Source organism: Paenibacillus sp. FSL H7-0942 (assembly GCF_045040715.1).
In the GTDB taxonomy this organism is placed as follows: domain Bacteria; phylum Bacillota; class Bacilli; order Paenibacillales; family Paenibacillaceae; genus Paenibacillus; species Paenibacillus amylolyticus.
Genome location: NZ_CP150279.1, coordinates 4650550 through 4671556, shown reverse-complemented (window position 1 = coordinate 4671556; position 21007 = coordinate 4650550). Strand labels below are relative to the sequence as shown.

Annotated in this window: 19 protein-coding genes; 14 read left to right on the top strand and 5 right to left on the bottom strand. The window is 47.0% G+C overall.

Annotation, left to right across the window (positions count from 1 at the left end; genetic code table 11):
• The first annotated feature begins 52 nt into the window (after nucleotides 1–52).
• From MHI48_RS20780 to MHI48_RS20765, 4 genes are all read left to right on the top strand, one after another.
• Entirely contained in the window at nucleotides 53–943 is an 891-nt protein-coding gene (locus tag MHI48_RS20780; protein ID WP_405141643.1) for a hypothetical protein, read from the top strand.
• 111 nt (nucleotides 944–1054) lie between these two features.
• Complete coding sequence (locus MHI48_RS20775; protein WP_076328038.1) at nucleotides 1055–2170, top strand: aminopeptidase; 1116 nt, start codon at nucleotides 1055–1057, stop codon at nucleotides 2168–2170.
• A gap of 96 nt (nucleotides 2171–2266) precedes the next feature.
• On the top strand, nucleotides 2267–2512 hold the full coding sequence (locus MHI48_RS20770) for an HPr family phosphocarrier protein (RefSeq protein ID WP_036614658.1): 246 nt from the start codon (nucleotides 2267–2269) through the stop codon (nucleotides 2510–2512).
• 225 nt (nucleotides 2513–2737) lie between these two features.
• The gene (locus MHI48_RS20765; protein ID WP_036614657.1) at nucleotides 2738–3031 is read left to right on the top strand and encodes a YlaN family protein; all 294 of its coding nucleotides are present in this window, start codon (nucleotides 2738–2740) and stop codon (nucleotides 3029–3031) included.
• Nucleotides 3032–3217: 186 nt separating this feature from the next.
• Here the strand turns inward: MHI48_RS20765 and cax are convergent, their stop codons facing one another.
• Nucleotides 3218–4288, bottom strand: coding sequence for a calcium/proton exchanger (gene cax / locus MHI48_RS20760; RefSeq protein WP_036674882.1), 1071 nt, complete (start codon nucleotides 4286–4288; stop codon nucleotides 3218–3220).
• A gap of 184 nt (nucleotides 4289–4472) precedes the next feature.
• Here cax and MHI48_RS20755 point away from each other — a divergent pair, with 184 nt between their 5' ends.
• Nucleotides 4473–4835, top strand: a complete 363-nt coding sequence (locus tag MHI48_RS20755; RefSeq protein ID WP_017687428.1) for an Asp23/Gls24 family envelope stress response protein — start codon at nucleotides 4473–4475, stop codon at nucleotides 4833–4835.
• 128 nt (nucleotides 4836–4963) lie between these two features.
• On the opposite strand, the gene ftsW is transcribed toward MHI48_RS20755, so the two are convergent.
• Together ftsW and MHI48_RS20745 are read right to left on the bottom strand one after the other, a co-directional pair.
• The gene (ftsW, locus tag MHI48_RS20750; protein WP_076328037.1) at nucleotides 4964–6253 is read right to left on the bottom strand and encodes a putative lipid II flippase FtsW; all 1290 of its coding nucleotides are present in this window, start codon (nucleotides 6251–6253) and stop codon (nucleotides 4964–4966) included.
• Nucleotides 6254–6266: 13 nt separating this feature from the next.
• Complete coding sequence (locus tag MHI48_RS20745) at nucleotides 6267–6614, bottom strand: YugN family protein (protein WP_017687430.1); 348 nt, start codon at nucleotides 6612–6614, stop codon at nucleotides 6267–6269.
• 210 nt (nucleotides 6615–6824) lie between these two features.
• Between MHI48_RS20745 and MHI48_RS20740 the strand changes: the two genes are divergently transcribed.
• The 8 genes from MHI48_RS20740 to MHI48_RS20705 all read left to right on the top strand — a co-directional run bounded on the left by MHI48_RS20740 (nucleotide 6825) and on the right by MHI48_RS20705 (nucleotide 15113).
• Nucleotides 6825–7994: a M20 family metallopeptidase gene (locus tag MHI48_RS20740; RefSeq protein ID WP_076328036.1), complete on the top strand. Its 1170-nt coding sequence runs from the start codon at nucleotides 6825–6827 to the stop codon at nucleotides 7992–7994.
• Between the two features lie 190 nt (nucleotides 7995–8184).
• The gene (locus tag MHI48_RS20735) at nucleotides 8185–9879 is read left to right on the top strand and encodes a DNA repair helicase XPB (protein ID WP_083677401.1); all 1695 of its coding nucleotides are present in this window, start codon (nucleotides 8185–8187) and stop codon (nucleotides 9877–9879) included.
• A 36-nt stretch (nucleotides 9880–9915) separates the two neighbouring features.
• Nucleotides 9916–11634 carry a helicase-associated domain-containing protein gene (locus tag MHI48_RS20730; RefSeq protein WP_076328035.1) on the top strand — a complete coding sequence of 573 codons (1719 nt, stop codon included), beginning with the start codon at nucleotides 9916–9918 and terminating at the stop codon, nucleotides 11632–11634.
• A 152-nt stretch (nucleotides 11635–11786) separates the two neighbouring features.
• Nucleotides 11787–12224, top strand: a complete 438-nt coding sequence (locus tag MHI48_RS20725; RefSeq protein ID WP_036614642.1) for a YlbF family regulator — start codon at nucleotides 11787–11789, stop codon at nucleotides 12222–12224.
• Between the two features lie 30 nt (nucleotides 12225–12254).
• Entirely contained in the window at nucleotides 12255–12518 is a 264-nt protein-coding gene (locus tag MHI48_RS20720; RefSeq protein ID WP_026080981.1) for a YlbG family protein, read from the top strand.
• A 165-nt stretch (nucleotides 12519–12683) separates the two neighbouring features.
• Nucleotides 12684–13121 carry a hypothetical protein gene (locus MHI48_RS20715; protein WP_017687436.1) on the top strand — a complete coding sequence of 146 codons (438 nt, stop codon included), beginning with the start codon at nucleotides 12684–12686 and terminating at the stop codon, nucleotides 13119–13121.
• Between the two features lie 131 nt (nucleotides 13122–13252).
• Complete coding sequence (locus MHI48_RS20710; protein ID WP_036614641.1) at nucleotides 13253–14176, top strand: selenium metabolism-associated LysR family transcriptional regulator; 924 nt, start codon at nucleotides 13253–13255, stop codon at nucleotides 14174–14176.
• A gap of 67 nt (nucleotides 14177–14243) precedes the next feature.
• Nucleotides 14244–15113 (top strand): PHP domain-containing protein, encoded by an 870-nt coding sequence (locus MHI48_RS20705; protein ID WP_076328034.1) that lies wholly within the window; start codon nucleotides 14244–14246, stop codon nucleotides 15111–15113.
• A gap of 140 nt (nucleotides 15114–15253) precedes the next feature.
• On the opposite strand, the gene MHI48_RS20700 is transcribed toward MHI48_RS20705, so the two are convergent.
• Together MHI48_RS20700 and MHI48_RS20695 are read right to left on the bottom strand one after the other, a co-directional pair.
• Entirely contained in the window at nucleotides 15254–15700 is a 447-nt protein-coding gene (locus MHI48_RS20700) for a GNAT family N-acetyltransferase (protein ID WP_076328033.1), read from the bottom strand.
• 319 nt (nucleotides 15701–16019) lie between these two features.
• Nucleotides 16020–17792, bottom strand: a complete 1773-nt coding sequence (locus MHI48_RS20695) for an NFACT family protein (protein ID WP_405141638.1) — start codon at nucleotides 17790–17792, stop codon at nucleotides 16020–16022.
• A gap of 356 nt (nucleotides 17793–18148) precedes the next feature.
• Here MHI48_RS20695 and MHI48_RS20690 point away from each other — a divergent pair, with 356 nt between their 5' ends.
• A complete protein-coding gene (locus MHI48_RS20690) occupies nucleotides 18149–21007 on the top strand; it encodes a calcium-translocating P-type ATPase, SERCA-type (protein ID WP_076328031.1) in 2859 nt (952 codons plus the stop codon).

Here is a 21007-nt window from a genome sequence, read left to right as displayed (position 1 = left end):
AGATCAAGATGTGTATAGAAGGAAGTATAAGCATATACGGGCGGGGCAATCTATGGACAAAGTTCACGGAAGGGTGAAGATAGACATGTTTAACCGCCATTCGGTACGTACATTATGGTTATTTGTGAGCATCGTGATTATTGGTGTTCCGGGTTGTGGATTAATGCAGCGAGATCAAACGCCTGAGGAGGTTTTTTCCTTGGCTTTATCGGGGATAGCGGGAAAAGAAACGTTGAGTTTTGAAGGAGAGGCAGGACTTCGAAGGGAGAACAGTGGGCTGTTCGAGAATCAGTTCAAGTTTGAAGGCAAGCTGGAGAATCATGATCGTCTGACCCTTCAGACCCGATTACCTGGAGAAGTAACTGCTGTGGGGACAGGCATTCAAACAACTGCCGTAAAAAATAATGGACAGCCCAGTGGGTTTAGCGCCTCTTTCGAGCGGAAACAAGGGCAATGGATGGCATTGTCAGCGCAGCATGAGCCGCTGCGTGGGTCTCTTTCTCGTTTTAACCCAATTGCCCAATTGGAGAAGATCGATGGGATGCACAAAACCATTCAATCGGAGTATGGCGCTGGTCGTCGAACCAGAACATTACGGATTGAACTTGCACCGGAAGACGCCAAATCATGGGCTGTAGCCCAGCTAAACGACGAGATGAACGCCATTCGGGCAGAATATATGCATAAGGCAGCTACGGTGAAAGGGGCGCGTAAGGAGAAGCTTGAGAAGGATCTGGAGAAAGTTTGGAAACAGGGCGAAACAACGATGCAACAGATGATGAAACAAGCGAGCGTGCAGACGGTATATCATCTCACGGTAGATCGGAAGAGCAGTCTGCCTCTTCGCTTATCCTCTGAAAGTCAGATGAGTTACACGGACAACAACCGTAAAAGTAACAAAGAAGCCCTTGTCACCGATGTGAACTTCAAGTCATATCAATAAACGAAGTGAGGGACTGCCTGCTGACGGGATGACTGTTCGCGTGCTACAATAGTATCGTAATTTACCGTTGTTCAATTCAAGTATGGCAGATGACAGGAGGATTTTACCAAGATGAAAGACCCAAGAATTCAAAAGCTTGCAGCAAACCTGGTGGGCTATTCAGTAGATGTACAGCCTGGTGAAAATGTATTGGTTGAGATGATTGGATCGGAACGTGATCTGATTAACGCCATTATTGAAGAGGTAGGCAAAAAAGGTGGTAACGTCTTTGTACAGTTGACTGATAAAACCGTACAGCGTGCGATGCTGAAAAATGCCACAGAAGAAATGATGAAAACATGGGCAGAGATTGATCTGAACCGTATGAAACAGATGGATTGTTATATCGGTATTCGTGCGGGAGAAAATGTGAATGATCTGTCCGATGTGCCGGAAGAAAAAATGAAAATGTACAATTCATTGTACTCCCACCCGGTACATAGTGAACAACGTGTCAAACATACGAAATGGGTTGTACTGCGTTACCCTAACGCAAGTATGGCGCAACTCGCCAATACAAGTACAGAAGCGTTCGAAGATTTCTACTTCGACGTATGTAACCTGGATTACGCCAAAATGGACAAAGCGCAGGACTCGCTTGCTAACCTGATGAAGCGGACGGACAAAGTTCGTATCACCGGACCAGGAACAGAGCTGAGCTTCTCCATTAAAGATATCGGTGCAGAGAAATGTTCTGGCCAAAAAAATATCCCGGATGGCGAAGTGTACAGCGCCCCTGTGCGTAATTCCGTGAACGGAACGATTAGTTATAACTCGCCAACCTTGTACAATGGAGTGACTTTTGAAAATATCAAGTTCACGTTCAAGGATGGCAAAATTGTTGAAGCGACAAGTAACGATACAGAGCGTTTGAATGAAATCCTGAATTCGGATGAGGGTGCTCGTCATATTGGTGAATTCGCGATTGGATTTAACCCGCATATTCTTCATCCGATGAAAGATATCCTGTTCGATGAAAAAATCGCAGGCAGCTTGCACTTTACGCCAGGTCAGGCGTATGAAGAAACCGACAATGGCAACCGCTCGTCCATCCACTGGGATCTCGTATTGATCCAGCGTCCGGATTATGGCGGCGGGGAGATTTATTTTGACGATGTGCTGATTCGTAAAGACGGTATCTTTGTCATTCCTGAGCTGGAATGCCTGAATCCGGACCGTTTGAAGTAGGAACAGGATTTTGCTGTTGCTAGGAAAGCGGATTCACGGTATCATGTAGTGGTAATTAATAGATGATACCAATAGTAAAAAGACGGAGGGATTCCTATGTCGAGTAATAACGCGGCTGTAGTAGAAATTGCTCAAACAGCAGGCAAGTTTACTTCTTCAATCGTGCTTCATTCGGAGAACAAGTATATCGATGTGAAAAGTATTCTCGGATTGTTTACAACGCTGATCAGCACGCACAGCTATGAACTGCATGTTCATGGTCCAGATGCAGTTGAAGCGAAAGCAGCCATGTCAGAAGTATTTGCCAAGCATGGACTGAATGTAAGCATCGCATCTGAGTAATAGCTCTCAAGAAGCACCTTTGCCTTTTTTGGCAGGGGTGTTTTTTGGCATGGAATGCGCTGAATGCACATTTGGAGGTGACTGGAACAGGAGGATTAAGCTTCAACAAAAGGCTTAACTTTGCGGGCTTATTTTGGTCAGGTTCTTGTATTAGCTCTTCATTTCGTCTAATATTAGAGGTAGAACGTCTTTACGCGATTTTTGGGACATAGGGGGGAAAAATGCATGACTTCATCTGATCTGCAGGACCAGCTGAGTTTGAAAGCGATCAGTCTTCTTCAAGAAGATGCAGATAAAATACAGAAGCTTATTGAAGTACAGATGGAGAATCTGGCTACCCGCTACTGCCCTCTCTATGAGGAAGTATTGGATACACAGATGTATGGGTTCTCCAAAGAAGTTGATTTTGCTGTTCGTGCAGGGCTCCTTCCAGAAGGTGCAGGTAAGCAGCTGGTTAGCGCGCTTGAGCGGAATTTGGCAATTTTATATGAAGCCTTGAACAAGAAGAATGAGCAATAGCCTGCAAATGCGCGGGTCAGAATAGAAGGCATGCAGGCGTTTATGCATGCTTTTTTTGTGCGTCTGAACGGGGTGGGGATGCAAGCCAGCCGGAAGGCGTATACAAACAAAGAGACAGCACCGAATGTAAATTCGGGCTGCCTCTTGTGGCTTGTATATTTTAATCATGGCTACGTGAGGGCCTAGTTACACCAGGAAGAAGGATACACCGAGTATGATATATACCACGAGCAGGAGTAAACCTTCGTACCAATTCGTTGAACCATCTTGGGTAATGGACTTTGCAATAAATACGGATACGCCGATGGCGACCAGTTCAATCGTTGTAAATACGATATCCATGGTTCTGCCTGTGAAGTAGCTGACAAAAATCAGTACAGGAGCAACGAAGAGTGCGATCTGCAAGCTGCTGCCAACCGCAATTTCAACGGCGGCTCCAATTTTATTTTTCATGGCAAGCATGATGGCTGCACTGTGTTCGGCCGCATTACCGATGATGGCCACAAGGAATGCACCGACAAACAGTTCGCTAAGTCCAAATTCCGAAGTGAAGACTTCAAGCGTGCCCACCAGCCATTCACTGACGAAAGCAACCATGACTGTTGCGAGCACCAGGTAGAGAATAGATTTTTTCTTGGACCATGCTGGAGCATGCTCATGAGGTAGCTCTTCATCGCGATCCTCAGTGACGTCTGCGAGGTAGTTCTTATGTGTCACCATGGAGAATAGCAACCACGCAATATACGCGAGGATGAGCAATCCGGCCACGATGAGACTAAGTGTATTGGTGTCTTTCTGTGTAATGGAATGTGTATTGAGAAAGACTGCCGGAATAAACAGGGCAATAATGGCAACAATCATCAGGGAACCATTCAGACCTGCAAGTGAAACATTATAATTCTGAATTTTGAACTTGAGTCCTCCGGCAAAAATACTTAACCCGAGCACTAATAGCAGATTTCCGATGATAGAACCTGTCAGACTAGCTTTGACCATGTCGAAGAGTCCCTCTTTGACGAGGAAAATGGCGATGATCAATTCGGCAGCATTGCCGAAGGTGGCATTCAAGAATCCACCCAGTCGCTGTCCGGCGTAGTGGGCTACATTTTCGGTGGCTTTGCCTAAAAAACCGGCCACAAAAATAACCGAAATGGCTGATATCACGAACTGTAGAATCGAATCCCATTTCAAGTAGTGGGCGATGGCACTGAGTGCAAAGAACGCAATCAGCAAAATGGATGAAATCCGGTTTCTCACAACAAACACCTCGGTTATAAATTATTTTGTTTTTGAATTACACTGTAAATCGCTTATGAGATTATTTTCATATTTCAATATAACCAAATGGTGGTAGGTTGTAAACGCATCTTTTTGAGTTTAATTTGCTTTTTGGGGTGGAAAGGATTTAAAATACGAGTAACGAAGTGAAGGAGGATGTGGCATGGCAGAACAACTTCAACTGGAGAGCGGAAACATCCGGATTGCCGATGACGTGGTTGCAAAAATTGCCGGAATGGCTGCAATGGAAACACCCGGAATTGCCGCAATGTCTGGAGGATTGTCAGAGGGCTGGGCGAAGCGACTCAGCGGTAAAAACGTACAGAAAGGCGTGAGCGTTGAGGTCGGCCAGCTGGAAGCAGCCATTGACCTGCGCATCATCGTCCTGTACGAAACTCCGATTCATGAAGTTTCCCGTATGCTTCAGCAGAATGTAAGAGAAGCGGTAGAGACCATGACCGGATTACGCGTGGTTGAAGTCAATGTAAAGGTAGAAGGCGTATCTTTCAAAGGCGACGATCTGTAGAAATCGCAATCCGCAATGGAGGACAGAACGATATTGACCTGTTCTTCATCTTGATAGACAGAATTGTACCGAGTACACAGAAAAAGGCTGCGCATCCATTAGGTGCACAGCCTTTTTTGTGTTGTTTTTTATCGAATCCGACGGATGGACTCCCGTGAACGAAGAGCAGGAGAGGTACGAGTCTGTGTCTGTACAGTTACGGACTTCGTTTTCTCTTCCTTGATCACGTCCAGATTGTTGGTGCGTGAGATACTGAGCAGAATGCCCATGGCAACCATCATCACAAAGAGTGAGGTACCCCCATAACTGATAAACGGAAGCGTGACCCCCGTCACCGGAATGGTCTGAGTTACACCACCGATGTTGATAAATGCCTGAATCGCGATTAGTCCCATGATACCTATGCCGACCAATGTTCCGAATGGATCGGGACAGCGGAGAGAGACAATAATTCCTCGCCAGATGAAGTACAGGTAAACCAGCAGGAATAATGCACTTCCGATGAATCCGAGTTCTTCCCCAATTACGGAGAAAATAAAGTCATTATACGCGTTTGGCAAATAATGCAACTTCATCGTACCTTGTCCAATCCCGGAACCTGTTATGCCGCCATCACCAATGGCAACAAGAGAACGGTAGAGGTTAAGACTTCCGCCATTAATATCGGACATTGGATCAAGGAAAGCCTGAATACGTCCGATCTTGTAGTTCTGCTCCGCAGTGACTGCTGTTGTAGCAGTCGTTGTGTCGGAAGGAGACATGGAAGAAAACAGGGAATTCGCTCCGAACGCCAGTGCCCCACCGAGTACAACCAGGAGAATCGAACCCAGGATATGTTTCATACTGGCTCCACCGGCATAGATCAAGAGACCACAGGTGGACACCAGAATGAAGGTGGTACCGAAGTCTGGTTGCAGCATAATCAGCCCTGCGATGAATCCAACGATGAACAAGACGGGAACGTACCCTGTCTTGAAAACCCTGAATTTCTCACCTTTTTTGGTAATAAGAGCAGAGAGATAGAGAATGATAGCAATTTTCGCGAACTCTGCAGGCTGAAGACTGAAACCAAAAATGTGAATCCAGCTTCGTGCACCGTTCAATACTGCACCTGAGATCAAAACAATCACCAGCATGACCGTAGTGAGCAGGAAAAAGGGTGCATAGAGCTTTTTGTACTTGTTGAAGCGGATATTCATGGCAAAAAACATGCCAAATAGACCGATAATCGCCCACATAAGTTGTTTTTTCGTGAAGTAAAGGGCATCATTGTTAAATTTATCGCTTGCGATTGCAATGCTGGAACTGGAGCTGAATACCATCACCAGTCCAAAGCCCACCAACAATAAAGTGAGGATTAGCAGTTGAAAATCCGGCGTGCCTCTCTTCGTTTTCGTTTGGGCCGTTTGTTGATTCATCGTTTGGCCCAGCCTATGCTTCCAGCAGTTCTTTAAGCTGCTGTAATTTTTGGGCTGCCAGCTTCACGACTGGTTGCGGAACGGAAGAGTCATAATCCAGGCCGTGAGGGAAAGTGGCTTTGCCAAGGTATACTGCTTCAACAGCAAGAACGGTATCCGGTTTTTCCAATTTGCCTTCCACAGCGCGGGTATTAATGCGTACAAAGTATTCTGAGTTGGTTTGTTCATCTTCAATTTTGTAGTCATATGTAGCACGGTAATATTCCCATTGCCACCGGACAAATCCGACTTTCTCGGCGCTCTCATCCAGGTATGCCAAGTCGCTCTTCAAGCCATCCAAGCCTGTATTCTCAAAAATCATAAGCGTTTGATCCTCCTCATAAGCTTCCGAGTATAATTTCTCGAGTATTTCTCTAGTTCATGATAGTATGTTTCCCCTTCCCGTGCAAGCTTTCCAAAGGCGTTTCGTATCGGTTTTCTTCCAATTCTGCTACAATATACAGCAATAGGTTTGAAGAGGAAGGTTCGGGCTTGATATAAGTCCCGTTTAAGATTGAAAGGGTGGAGAGACATGACTAATAATATATGGTGGGAAGATCTGCAGATCCACATGGTGGAATGGCGGCGTCACCTTCATCGCAATCCAGAGGTTTCCTTTCATGAGGAGAAGACATCCTCTTTTGTAGCGGATATGTTGGAGAGTTTTGGCGTGGACGTGAGGCGTCATGTTGGTGGTCACGGGGTCATCGGTACCATTCGTGGGGACAAGCCGGGTCCTGTCGTCATGCTGCGAGCTGATATGGACGCACTGCCGATTCAGGATGAGAAGAATATCGAGTATGCGTCACAACAAGCAGGAGCGATGCATGCATGCGGCCACGATGGTCATATCTCGATCTTGCTCGGTACGGCATTGTATTTCAGCCGTCACAAGCAGGAGATCCAAGGCGAGATTCGCTTTTTGTTCCAGCCAGCAGAAGAACTGCTTCCGGGTGGTGCAGTTCAGGTCATTGCGGATGGTGCGCTTGAAGGCGTGGATGTCATATATGGCATTCATCTGTGGACCCCGCTGCCTGTAGGTATTGTTGCCAGTAAAGCAGGACCGATGATGGCGGCGGCGGACGATTTTTACATTGAGATCAAAGGCAAAGGTGGACATGGCGGGATGCCACAATCCACGATAGATAGTCTTATCGCCGGTTCTGCGCTTGTGATGCAGCTTCAGACCGTTGTCAGTCGTTCGGTTGATCCATTGCAACCCGCAGTGCTGACCATTGGTACAATGCAGGCGGGCTCGGCTCAGAACGTAATTGCAGAGCAATGCAAAATGAGCGGTACGGTAAGAACATTTGATGAAGAGACCCGAAACGGGATGAAAGAGCGTGTGCTTACCATGGTAGCCCAGACAGGGGCAGCTTATGGCGCAGAGACGCAAGTGAAATATATTATGGGATATCCGCCTGTGGTGAACGATGAACAGGAGACAGAACGTTTCTTCAGAGAAGCTACAGAATTATTTGGGGCAGAACGAGTGCAAGCTTCCCCGATGCTGATGCCAGCGGAAGATTTTGCGTATTATCTGCAGAAGGTTCCAGGGTGCTTTATGTTTGTTGGAGCAGGCAACCCGGATAAAAATGCGATCTATCCGCATCATCATCCGATGTTTGATTTTGATGAAGACGCAATGCAGACGGCCGTTAGATTGTTCATAGCTATGGCTAAGGGTTACACAGCCGAATGACTTTAGATGCAGTTGGGCATCCTGTTCATACCGAGGTATGGGCAGGATGTTTTTTTGTGGATTTTATAGATGTTGTCCAAAAGTCCACTTTTCGGTACTGAAAACTAGACTTTTGGAACGTGCACTTAAAGTGGTTCATTTTCGGAAGCTGCCGGAACTGGACTTTTTTGTGATAGGAGGAAGGCACCAAATGGAAGGAACAGAACATATGGTAAGCACAGATGCTTGTATAGTTCAGCGAGATTTTACAGTTTTGCTGGAAGTTGGCCACCCCGGATTCGAAAGAGCAAGAGAGCAGCTTGGGATGTATTCAGAACTAGTTAAGACACCGGCAGCGTTCCATACTTACCGAATCACTCCGTTATCGCTCTGGAATGCGGCTGCGCTGGGATGGAATGCAGATCAGGTCATCGCAAGTTTGGAGCTGGTATCCCGCTGGAACGTGCCTGCTGCACTTATACAGGATGTTCGGAGAATCATGGATCAGTATGGCAAATTAAAACTGCATTCCGAAGCAGATCACACTAGAATGCGTCTTTACAGTGAGGATGAGCGGTTGCTGGATGAATTAAGTGGATTGAAATCGATAGCTGCCTTTCGCATGGAACGTAAGGACGCTCATGAACTTCTGCTCCCAGGAGAACAGCGAGGGTTATTAAAAAGGGAATTAACACGATTGGGTTACCCCGTACTTGATTACGTAGGATATCGGGAGGGAACCAAGCTTTCATTTGATTGGCGGTCTAATGATCCGGGGGACCACTCTGAGCGGTTTGCGCTGCGTTCTTACCAGAGAGAGGCTGTGGATGCATTCGAAGGCAGTGAGGGCATGGGAGGAAGCGGTTTACTCGTACTTCCTTGCGGGGCAGGAAAAACGGTCATTGGCATGGCCGTGCTGGAGCGGCTTCAATGTGAATGCCTTATTTTGACGTCCAATACAACGTCTGTGCGACAGTGGATTCAGGAAATTCAAGACAAAACCACGATTACCAGCGAACAGATCGGTGAGTATTCCGGTCAGAAAAAACAGGTGAAGCCTGTGACTGTAGCTACATATCAGATTCTTACACACCGGAAATCAAAGGATGCTGATTTTACCCACATCAAACTGCTCAGTGAGCGGCAATGGGGGCTGATCATATATGATGAAGTACATTTGCTGCCAGCACCAGTGTTTCGTGCAACTGCGGATATTCAAGCTACGCGAAGGCTGGGATTGACGGCCACCTTGGTTCGAGAGGATGGCTGTGAACAGGATGTGTTTTCGTTGATTGGTCCAAAGCTCTATGATATGCCGTGGAAACAACTGGAGCAGCAAGGGTGGATTGCTGATGTACAATGTCAGGAGATACGTATCCCGTTTTCCCCGGAACTAAGATCAAATTATCTGCAAGCCGAGGTTAAACATCAATTTCGATTGGCTGCCGAGAATCCGGCGAAGGTACATGTAGTTAAGCGTTTGCTGGAACGTCATCGGGATTTGCCTGCGCTAGTGATTGGACAATATCTGGATCAACTTGAGTTGATTGCCCGGGAAATTGAAGCACCTTTGATCTCGGGTACCATGTCACAACAAGAGCGAATCAAGTGGTTTGCCGCTTTTCGACGTGGAGATATTAAAACAATTGTGGTATCCAAGGTTGCCAATTTTGCTGTGGATTTGCCTGATGCTGCTGTTGCGCTTGAGATATCGGGGAGCTTCGGGTCAAGGCAGGAAGAGGCACAGCGTTTGGGGAGAATTCTGAGACCAAAAGCTGGAGAAAACAAAGCATATTTCTATGCGTTGGTATCAGAGGATAGTAAGGAACAGGAGTTTGCATTAAACCGTCAGATGTTCTTGGTGGAGCAGGGATATGAATATGCCATTGTGCACGAGAACGAATAGTCCATTTATACTCGCGAAAAGAGGAGGGATTGGGATATGTCTTCATTTGAACCAATAGATGAGCCTGTGGTACTGAACCTTAATTCATGGTCAAAGCTTGCTTTGGTGGAACAAAAAGTGCTTGGTGCAATTTTTCACAAACATGCCGGTCAGCCTTTTTCCTCCCTCCTGCCGCGAGAACAGTGGGCCATCGAAGGACTAAGTGTCGCAGAAGCCAATTCTTCATTCGCCAGCCTTAGGCAGCAAAAATGGATTGAATCTGTATATAAGAGTTGGGGGGAGCGATTATTCTATATTCCTGCTTCGCTGATGGAGACATTGACGATTGCTTACGCACAAAGAGTGGGCATAACCGTTGAACAGATGGCACAGCATGCTCAAGTACTACAGGAGGGAAAGCCGGATATTGCTGCAGAGCTGCTTCATCTGATCGCGTGGATCGAAAGAGAAGGACTTCCTTTGACAGGGAAGGGCACTATACATAAGAAAAGTGTTCAAAAATTAAGTGCGATCACGGTATTATCTTCGACAGACTTTGAAGGTCTGGGTATCCGATATGAACATTCGGATTTGTATCCGACCCACGTAGCGATCCTTCTCGATCTACTGCTCAGTCTGAATCTGGCTCAGAAGTCAGATGGACGAATTCAGATTGTAGATCATCGATTACAAACATGGTTGAAGCTCTCGTGGAGACAGATGCATCGGGAAATATATCAAGCGTGTATGGAAAGATACGGAGAAGCTGAACCCGCGTTGCAGCATTTCCGTTATCAATTGGCATTGTTTGCTCCAGAAAAAAACATATGGTGCCATATAGAGAATTCGGAATTGAAACCACGGATCAGGGGCTGGCTATACGCACTGGCTGGCTGGGGTTATGGTGAAGTAGGAGAAGATCAGTCGGGAGCGCTGGCATTCCGTTGGCTGATCGAACCGCATAGCCTGTTATATCGAGAACAAGAGATGGTAAGTGAGGCGGAGCCGTGTGGATTTTACATGCAGCCTGATTTCGAAGTGTTGGTACCGCCGGAAGCAGGGCCTGATGTAATCTGGATGCTGGAGCAATACGCAGAACGGGTGACGCGTGATCGAATGTCCATCTACCGTTTGACAAGAGAACGATTCATTTCGGCCATAGCCAGAGGGTATGCATTACATGAAGTGATAGAGCTTCTGGATCAATATGCGCTGACAGGCATACCAGAGAATGTACGTATTGCGTTAGCAGATTGGGGCAAGGAGACGGATGTTGCACCATTGACTGTAGATAGAAGTATGGAGGTAATGGAGGAAAGTACAGGCTCCGCAGATGATCCGAAGTTATTAGAAAAAGATGTGTTGAGCGGTGTATATTCTTCTTTCTACACACCCGATAATCAAGGTCTGGTTGATGTCCCTGCATCTCTGCATGGGTTGGAGCGTGATCATTCTGTCATTGAGAAGAAGTTCTCTCTGTTGGGATTTGAGGAGATACCGGAGACCTGGTACAAGGAGTGGCGTCGATATCATAGTTCAACCGCCCGACAGATTGCTGCCAAAGCCATTGAGTGGCAGACCAAGCTGGGGATACAACAGGAAAATCGTACGCAATACCTCATTCCACATCAGGTAGAGGGTCATGAACAATGGACTTTAAGCGGTTGGTGCATGTTGGATTCAAGTGAAAATACATCAGAGACGGAATGGCGTACATTCTCCCCGTCAGAGTGGGATACAATGCGTCTTATCCTGCCAGATGATGTCATAACCTGACTATTTCACGTGAATATCAGGTTGAAAGGCGAATTTTCGAGTTCCCCCTATTTCTAATTGCAGGAAAAACTCTTCTTAACTATTCATGGATATGCTATGATGAGGTAGTCTACGTTAAGTAGAACTTTATATATAGATAGGATGAATATTTCATGAGCGTAGCGGAAATGAACACGGTCGATATGGCCCAAGTGTTAACGGGCGCATATGAACTGGGCGACATGATTAACCAATCTGCCGAAGTATCGGATTATTTATATTGGAAGCAGCAAGTCGAGACTACCCCTGAGATTCAGATGGGGATTCGGAAGCTGAATGCCAAGAAGGAATTGTTTGAAGAAACACAGCGTTTCGGTCATTTTCACCCGGATTATCATGCAGCAAAAGACCAGGTGAAGGCTCTGGAACAGGAGTTGGAAAATTTCGAGGCGGTAATCCGCTTCAAACAGGCAGAGAAGTCCCTGGATGATATGTTATTCCAGATGTCAGAGACCATTGCATTTGCAGTGTCAACGACCATTAAGGTACCGAGCAATGATCCGAATCCGAAGGGCGGCTGCGGTAGTGGCGGCAAGTGTGGTTGCAGTTAAGTAATCATTATAGAAGGGCGGGGAACGATGATGTTTGCGGAAAGGACAGGATTCATTATTTGGGTCAGTGATTTGAAAGCTGCCCGTAATCTCGAAAAATATGGCACCGTGCATTATATCTCCCGCCGTATGCATTATGTAGTCATGTATGTTAATGCAGAACGGGCAGATGATACGATGAAAAATGTGAAGCGACTTTCCTATGTGCGCAAGATCGAACGCTCGTATCGTAATGAGATCAAAACCGAGTATGCCAGCAAAACGATGGACAAAACGAGCTTTTACGGAATATAGACGAGAAACTGGAGGGACCCTTTGGGGTCGCTCTTTTCTTGAATTATACACAAATTGGCTATTGTGAAAAAAAGTTAAACTTACGCCTTGAGGTTGCGGGACTAATGTTGTAATATATTTGGTAATAAATAGATAGAAAGTCCTATCTGGTGGAGAGTGATTCCCATGCGTGATAAGGTGATGCAACGTTGGAGCACCTACGAGCCGTTTTTCGTGGCTCTTGGAGACAAGAAAGTGGCCGACATCGTCATTACCCATCATGCCAAGATGCGGTATGCAGACCGTATTGAGCCTGCACGTAGTGATGATGACCATATTGCGGCGTGGTTATGGGAGTGTCTGAAGCAGGACCGTATAACACCATACTACCGTAATGAACAGGACGTCTACCTGATTGATGAGGATCTGGTGGTGGTCGCCGAATTTTCCGAACTTGAAGGAGAATATGATATTGCGGGCAACCCGCTGCACAAAATGATTGTAGTTACGTTTCTGGGACGTATGTCGGAGACCATTGAATTAAGGGACCTGAAGTCATATTATTCATGGTTAAGACATTCAAGAAGAATGACGCTGGTCAAAAATAGCCGCAAGCATAAGTAGGTTGAGTAGATTCAATATGTTGAAATCATAGATTCAAAGATTATCGCATGCAGACAAGCTGCATGCTTTTTTTGTTGCCAAGCGGGAAATCGGCTACAATGTAGAGAGTGTAATCGAAGAGGGGCGAAGATATGAATTTTCACCAATTGCATATTTTTTATACGGTAGCAGAGAAGGGGAGTTTCTCGGCGGCTGCACAAGCATTACATATGACTCAACCGGCAGTAACGATGCAGATTCAATCATTGGAGGACTATTTTGGCACCAAGTTATTGCATCGTTCCACCAAAAAAATAGAATTATCCGAGGCTGGCCGAACTTTATTACCTCATGCAAAACGGAGTGTAGAGTTGGTCAGACAGACGGACGAAGCGATGTCGGCGTTTACTCAGATGTTACAGGGCAGACTCCAGCTGGGAGCCAGCTTAACGATCGGGGAATATGTGCTTCCACGCATGCTCGGACCATTTGCACTTCAATATCCGGATATTTCAATTGTCATGAAAGTGATGAATACAACGCAAATTATGGATGATATATTGAAGCACCAGCTTAATTTTGGTCTGATTGAAGCGCCAGTGCACCACCCGGACATGATTGTGGAGCCTGTCATGCAGGACGAGCTGAAACTGATTGTACCTGCCGGACATGATTTGGCTAAGCGTAGCAAAGTGAATATTGAGGATGTAATGAATTATCCTTTTGTGCTGCGTGAGAAGGGCTCGGGTACTCGTCAGGTGATGGAAGACCAATTGCAAAAGAAAAAGATTGATCCACAGGATATGAATGTAGTGATGGAACTTGGCAGTACAGGAGCGGTAAAATCGGCCGTGGAGGCAGGGGTAGGTATTACGATGTTATCTCCTTCTTCGGTGCAGCATGAACTGGCTCTGGGACTTGTTCATATTGTGGATATCCGCGGACTCGAATTCAAAAGGCAGTTCTATGCCATCCATCTAAAATCGTCCTTGTTGCCCCTGTCAGCAGTCGCTTTCCTGAATTATCTGCGTCAGCAGGAGCAGCCTAAGTCGGTACATAAGACGGGGAAGGCATAATCGTTGGCAACATCAATGGTAGATAAGATTGAATCATAATCAATTTTAAACAAAGGAGCTGTTGATCATGGATCAGCGCCAAGGACGCTGTGATCTTCATACGCATAGTCAGGCTTCCGATGGAATGCAGCCACCTGCTGATAATGTGAAGCTTGCCAAACAAAAAGGGCTATCTGCGGTTGCCCTGACGGACCATGATACAGTAGCTGGTGTAGCGGAAGCACAGCAAGCGGGAAAAGAGTACGATATTGATGTTGTTGCCGGAGTGGAGATCAGCACCCGGGCTGGTGGGAAAGATATTCATGTGCTTGGGTATTATGTGAATACAGAGGATGAGCAGTTCCTGCAACGGTTGCGCGGATTACGAGAAGCGCGAGATGAGCGGAATCTTCTGATTATCGCCAAGCTGCAAGAACTCGGGCTTGATATAAGCTGGCAGGAGGTACTGGATGAGCTAGGACGACCGTTAGAGCCGGATGAGAGTATTGGAAGACCTCATATGGCCGATGTGCTGGTGAAGAAGGGATATGCTGTCGACATGCGGGATGCATTCGATCGATATCTTGCTGAAGGCAAGCCTGGCTTCGTGTCTGTACCCCGCGTTGCACCAGAGGATGCTTGCGAGTGGATCAGAGCCGCAGGTGGAGCCGCTGTGATTGCCCATCCGGGTCTCTATAACGATGATGAATTGGTGCGACGTATCATCGAAGACTCTCATCCAGATGGCATTGAGGTGTTTCATTCGGACCATGGCCCGGAAGAGGAACGCAGGTATGCTGAGATGGCCAGGGAGTATGATCTTATTGAGACTGGTGGATCGGATTATCATGGCAAACGGCAAGGTGTTGTTTTCCACGGGGATCTTGGTAGCAAGACCGTAACGGTTGATGTGTTGGAAAGGCTGAAGGCAGCTGCTTCACAGCAAAAGGGAGAGTAAGCGAGACGTCGCAACGCTCTATCTGACTATAATAAATTCTGTATTACTGGATACATTTAAGATCGAAGGAGTAAAGGACATGCAAGCATGATAGGGCTGAACCTTCATGTTTCCATGTCCTTTTTTGTGTTAAAAAGAGTCTATGTAATGGAATAGTTTACCCAAGCGCCACGTGTAGCCCCGAGACGTTCGAATAATTGCTGGGCTCGCTCATTGGTCACTGCTGTGATCCAAGACATATATGCACATCCATGGTCACGCGTATATTGCTGACAGTGTGCGAATAATTTAGCTTCTGCTTCGCCCTCTCTAAATGTTTCCGTAACAAATAGGTCGTTCATAATGGCGACACGCTCTGCTTTCATCGTGCTGTAGGTAAAGAACAGGGTGGAAAATCCGATAAGCTTCCCGTCCTCTACTGCCACAAATTGAGCACCGATCTTCTGATTAAGCAGGTTGTTGATCAAAAGCTGGATGGATTGATCACCAGGCCAGGGGTTGTTGTAGAATCCCACCACATAGTCATGCATTAATGCCATCAGGGGTTTCAGATCATCAGGTTGAGTTTCTCTGATATGTATGGTCACGGTACACTTCCTTTAACTACAAATTTTATTAATCACAATTGAATTATTATACTTATAAGTGAATTAATATTCAAAGAAAAATCCCCTGAACCGATAATGGTCAGGGGATTTTTCTAATGTTACTGTTACATCTATATAAGTTGAACTAATCATTTACACGATAACGGAGAGGACAGAAAAAACCTGAAAAAGCGAAGCGTGCGCCTTTATCACCGGATTTTCCCTTGAGAAAAGGGATCGAAAAAATCTGGGGATAACAGCGATTGGAAGGTTGTTCTGTCATCGTAGTGTCAGTGTAAATAATCTTTAGTTCAACTTACTATCCATTTTTAATGGTGGATGGCAGACTTTTGATCAATTCATCATTTGGCGTGACAAACAACGTCTTCTGATGATCATAGATCACAAAACCAGGCTTCGCACCACTTGGTTTGCGCACATGACGGATAAACGTGTAATCCACAGGTACACTGCTGGACTCCTTGGCTTGGCTGAAGTAGGCAGCAAGCTGTGCTGCTTCTTCCAATGTAGCTTCACCAAAGTCCGTACTGCGAATAACGACATGTGAACCTGGAATGTCTTTGGTATGCAACCAGGTGTCGTTGGAAGAAGCGAGACGGTTGGTCACGTACTCATTCTGCAGGTTGTTTTTGCCCACAAGAATATCAATTCCCTCCGAGGAGGTGAACTGGTGTACGGTTGGACGGTCACTTTTCTTCTTCTTTTTACCCTTTTTATTACGGTCACGAAGGTATCCTTGCTGTACAAGCTCGTCCCGTATTTCCTCAATATCGTTCATCGATGCAATGGAGAGCTGCTGTAACAGGTTATCGAGGTAGTCAATCTCGTCTTTGGTTTTGCCAAGCTGCTCATGAATGACAGCCAGACTGTTCTTGTATTTGTTATACCGCTTGAAATAACGTTGTGCGTTGTCAGATGGTGTAAGCAGTGGATCAAGCTGAATGGTAATGTTGGCTTGGTCTTCATCGTAGAAGTTCACAAGCTCCACGCTCTTGTCCCCTTTGTGGACCTGATGCAGGGAGGCAAACAGCAACTCACCCCATAGTCTGAACTTGTCCGCATCGTCCGCTTCCAGCAGATCCTTGTTCAGGTTGTCCAGCTTTTTGATGTTTTTGCTTCGCTCATTCTGCAGAAAACGGAGCAGATCACTTACTCTCTGTTTAACCGTGTCTCGTTCAGCCTTATCTCCGTAATAATCTTCCATGCACTTGCTCATCGTGTCATAGGTTTTCTCCAAATCCTGAATGCTCTGAAGATGAACGGCTGAGAAAATCATTTTGCCTTTGGCGTTCATTCCGGTTACAGGTGTGTAGATATGATCTCTGACAGGTCCCATCACGGCTTCAAAAGCGTTCCAGAGTGCACCAGCCTCAACTCGGCTTTCACCCTCAACCACAGCTGGAGTGCTCAGGGTGCCTTCAGCAGCAATTCCACGAGTAGCAATCTCTCCCGCAATTAACGGGCTAAGACCGCTAAAGGAGTTCACAAGCCAGCGTGATGCATCTTCTTCAGCGGCATGATAGCTGTCCTCGAATGCTGTACGACTCACTTCGAGCGGATTACTTTTATGTTGCTCGGGTGGGGCAGTATACGCGAATCCAGGCATGATTACCCGGTAGCTACTGATGGACGGAGTCACATGATGAATGCCATCCAGAATCGTTCCTGTAACGGGATCAAGCAAAATAATATTACTGTGACGCCCCATCAATTCAATGATGATCCGTTTAACCGAAACATCCCCCAGTTCGTCGCGCTGGCGCACATTGATGTGGATAATACGCTCCATGCCAATCTGACGGATCTCCTCAATGATTGCACCTTCACAGTGCTTACGGAGCAACATGCAGAACATGGGTGCTTCCGTAGGGTTAAGAAATGTCTTTTCCGTATAATGCACACGAGGATAGGTTGGGCTTGCCGAAACAAGCAATTTACTATTTCCGCGCTGAGCACGCAGGGTGAGAACTACGTCATGGCCATTCGGCTGATGGATTTTGCTGATACGTCCACCAATGCAGCCTTGCATTTCATGAACAATGGCCCGTGTTACGATGCCGTCCAATGCCATTTTTTCCACTTCCTCTCTCTATCGAGCATCTGCATTTATCATGCCAAATGCTTCATCTATATAACTGAAACGTGCAACCAGGTATGTAAAAAAACAAGGACTGGCTACAGATTCTTCGTTGCTTGCCTGTTTAACGCTGGAATTGGTACTGCGCAGAACATCGCAGACTTTTATTTTAGCCTATTCTGTCCATCAGGGAAAGGATTCACCTTCCGGGTGCTAATCACAGACCTGTCCGAATACATATAGAGCAGGTAGTTTGTCCGGCATAGTGTACAGCCTGTCGACCAGCGCGCCGGTGAGTCATGTGAGCTTATTTTGCAGATGAAATACAGACTGGGAGGGAAACTTGAAGCATGGAACATACCAAGTGGCATCAACTTAGTGATGAAGAGCTTCGTAACACTCTTGGCGTCAGCCCGCAGGAAGGATTGACGGATGAAGCTGTAGCAGAGAAGAGGAAAGTGGTCGGTTCGAATGAGCTGAGCGAGGGGAAACGCATTTCTCCAATTACATTGCTCTTGAATCAGTTCAAGGATTTTATGGTGCTGGTGTTGATGGGAGCAACGTTGGTATCCGGATTACTGGGTGAGTATCTGGATGCGGTAACGATTGTGGCTATTATCGTACTGAATGCAATTCTGGGGTTTGTACAGGAATTCCGGGCTGAACGATCTCTTCGTGCATTGAAACAGTTGTCTGCACCTCTTGCCAAAGTGCTTCGTTCAGGCCAGGAAGTACACCTTGCCGCCAAACAACTTGTCCCCGGGGATATTATTATGGTGGAGAGTGGGGACCGCATACCCGCTGATGTGCGCTGGCTGCAAACGAACAGTCTGGATGTCGAGGAGTCGGCACTTACCGGGGAATCGGTTCCTGTAAGCAAACATTGCCTTCCGATTGCGGACGAGGACGTTCCGCTGGGTGATCAGAAGAATATTGGTTTTATGGGTACCATGGTCACTCGTGGTACAGCCAAAGGTGTGGTTATCCGTACGGGGATGGAGACGGAGATGGGCAAAATCGCCGATCTGATCCAGAATACGGAGGAGCAGGAAACACCGTTACAGCACAGGCTGGAACAACTGGGCAAAATTCTGATTTTTGTCGCATTGGGATTAACTGTTATGGTTGTCGTCGCAGGTATATTGCACGGACAACCAGCCGTTGGCATGTTTCTGGCAGGGGTCAGCCTCGCGGTGGCTGCCATACCGGAGGGCCTGCCGGCCATTGTAACCATTGCACTCGCACTAGGCGTGCAGCGTATGATCAAACGTAAAGCCATTGTACGCAAACTGCCTTCTGTCGAAACTCTGGGCTGTGCATCCGTAATCTGTTCGGATAAGACTGGCACGCTCACCCAGAACAAGATGACGGTAACGGATGTGTGGTTGGAGGGACGTAACATCAAGGTTACCGGGGATGGTTATGCACCTGAAGGGCAGATGCTGGAGAACGGTCGTACGGTGGAACTGAAGAGCGACCAGTCCCTGCGCAGAATGCTTCAGATCAGCGCGCTTTGCAACAATGCGAGTATTGTGGAAAGTGCTGCAAGCGAGGTGGGGAGCAAGAAAAAGGGCAAGGATACCAAAAAGGAAAGCAAGAAAAACACAAAAAAAGGTGACCTCCAAGAAGAAACCGTTCAACGAGATAATGTATTCTGGGAGCTGAAAGGCGATCCGACGGAAGGGGCACTCGTCACACTGGCCTCCAAAATGGGGCTTACTCCTGCCGGACTCAAAGAGTTGTATGCCCGCCAGCAGGAATTCCCGTTTGATTCGGAGCGAAAACGCATGTCGGTCCTGGTTCATCATCAGGGGGGCCGAATGATCTATACCAAAGGTGCACCGGATGTGTTGATCGGACACTGTAGTTATATTTTGTGGGAAGGCAAGGTTGTACCTTTCACTGGAACACTGCGACAGAAAGTAATGGCAGCAAATGAGAGCATGGCCGGAGCAGCACTACGTGTCCTCGGAATGGCCTACCGTGAAGTGCGGCCGGAAGAAAAAGTGGCTGACGAACACGCCGCCGAAAGTCAGCTAGTTTTCGTAGGACTTGCAGGTATGATTGATCCGCCGCGTCGTGAAGTGCGAGATGCGATTGCCACATGCCGCAAGGCGGGGATACGAACTGTCATGATCACAGGTGATCATGGAACAACGGCAGAAGCCATTGCTCATCAACTCGGGATTCTTCCTCGTGGAGGTGCCTCCTTAAGTGGTCAGCAGCTGGCAGGCATGACAGACGATCAACTGGATAAACAGGTAGAGGGCATATATGTTTTCTCAAGGGTAAGTCCTGAACACAAGCTTCGGATCGTAAAATCGTTACAGCGCAAAGGGCATGTCGTCGCCATGACGGGTGATGGAGTCAATGATGCTCCAGCTATTAAAGCGGCAGACATCGGGATCGCGATGGGCATTACGGGTACAGATGTCACGAAGGAAGCTTCGGCGCTGATTCTGAGTGATGATAACTTTTCAACCATTGTGGCTGCCATTGAAGAAGGCCGTAATATTTATGAGAACATTCGCAAGTTTATCCGTTATTTGCTGGCATCAAACGTGGGCGAAATATTGACAATGTTCTTTGCAATGATGATGGGCCTGCCGCTGCCACTCGTGCCTATTCAGATTCTGTGGGTTAACCTCGTTACGGATGGTTTGCCTGCAATGGCACTGGGGGTAGATCAGCCTGAGAAAGATTTGATGGAACACAAACCCCGTGGCGCCAAGGAAAACATTTTTGCCCGCAGACTGGGTTGGAAAATCGTCAGTCGTGGTGTTTTGATTGGATTATGCACACTCGGAGCGTTCTGGCTTACCCTTCAGGCTGCGCCGGATAATCCGGGTCAACTGATCAAGGCACAGTCTGTGGCTTTTGCTACACTCGTTTTGGCGCAGCTTATTCATGTCTTTGATTGCCGTAGTTCGCGGTCCATCTTCCATCGGAATCCTTTACAGAACAAATATCTGGTTCTTGCGGTGATTTCATCGGTTGTACTGATGCTGGTTGTCATGTACGTTGAACCATTGCAGCCGATCTTCAAAACCGTACCTCTGGGATTGCGTGAATGGGCGCTCTGTATCGTTGCTGCAGGCATTCCAACGTTCCTTATGGGCGCAGGCAGCGTCTGGGGTGGTCGTCGTAACCGCCGCCGTATGGGTGGTACTGGCCGCTTCGTACCGAAAAGTACAAAGTTTTCAGCATAA

Bases quoted from the DNA above. Each gene is read 5' to 3' on its own strand.
- MHI48_RS20780 (WP_405141643.1), top strand. From the start codon at position 53: ATGGACAAAGTTCACGGAAGGGTGAAGATAGACATGTTTAACCGCCAT.
- MHI48_RS20765 (WP_036614657.1), top strand. From the start codon at position 2,738: ATGACTTCATCTGATCTGCAGGACCAGCTGAGTTTGAAAGCGATCAGT.
- MHI48_RS20695 (WP_405141638.1), bottom strand. From the start codon at position 17,792: ATGGCATTGGACGGCATCGTAACACGGGCCATTGTTCATGAAATGCAA.
- MHI48_RS20775 (WP_076328038.1), top strand. From the start codon at position 1,055: ATGAAAGACCCAAGAATTCAAAAGCTTGCAGCAAACCTGGTGGGCTAT.
- MHI48_RS20690 (WP_076328031.1), top strand. From the start codon at position 18,149: ATGGAACATACCAAGTGGCATCAACTTAGTGATGAAGAGCTTCGTAAC.
- MHI48_RS20705 (WP_076328034.1), top strand. From the start codon at position 14,244: ATGGATCAGCGCCAAGGACGCTGTGATCTTCATACGCATAGTCAGGCT.
- MHI48_RS20745 (WP_017687430.1), bottom strand. From the start codon at position 6,614: ATGATTTTTGAGAATACAGGCTTGGATGGCTTGAAGAGCGACTTGGCA.
- MHI48_RS20715 (WP_017687436.1), top strand. From the start codon at position 12,684: ATGCGTGATAAGGTGATGCAACGTTGGAGCACCTACGAGCCGTTTTTC.
- MHI48_RS20720 (WP_026080981.1), top strand. From the start codon at position 12,255: ATGTTTGCGGAAAGGACAGGATTCATTATTTGGGTCAGTGATTTGAAA.
- ftsW (WP_076328037.1), bottom strand. From the start codon at position 6,253: ATGAATCAACAAACGGCCCAAACGAAAACGAAGAGAGGCACGCCGGAT.
- MHI48_RS20770 (WP_036614658.1), top strand. From the start codon at position 2,267: ATGTCGAGTAATAACGCGGCTGTAGTAGAAATTGCTCAAACAGCAGGC.
- MHI48_RS20710 (WP_036614641.1), top strand. From the start codon at position 13,253: ATGAATTTTCACCAATTGCATATTTTTTATACGGTAGCAGAGAAGGGG.
- MHI48_RS20755 (WP_017687428.1), top strand. From the start codon at position 4,473: ATGGCAGAACAACTTCAACTGGAGAGCGGAAACATCCGGATTGCCGAT.
- MHI48_RS20730 (WP_076328035.1), top strand. From the start codon at position 9,916: ATGTCTTCATTTGAACCAATAGATGAGCCTGTGGTACTGAACCTTAAT.
- MHI48_RS20740 (WP_076328036.1), top strand. From the start codon at position 6,825: ATGACTAATAATATATGGTGGGAAGATCTGCAGATCCACATGGTGGAA.
- MHI48_RS20725 (WP_036614642.1), top strand. From the start codon at position 11,787: ATGAGCGTAGCGGAAATGAACACGGTCGATATGGCCCAAGTGTTAACG.
- MHI48_RS20735 (WP_083677401.1), top strand. From the start codon at position 8,185: ATGGAAGGAACAGAACATATGGTAAGCACAGATGCTTGTATAGTTCAG.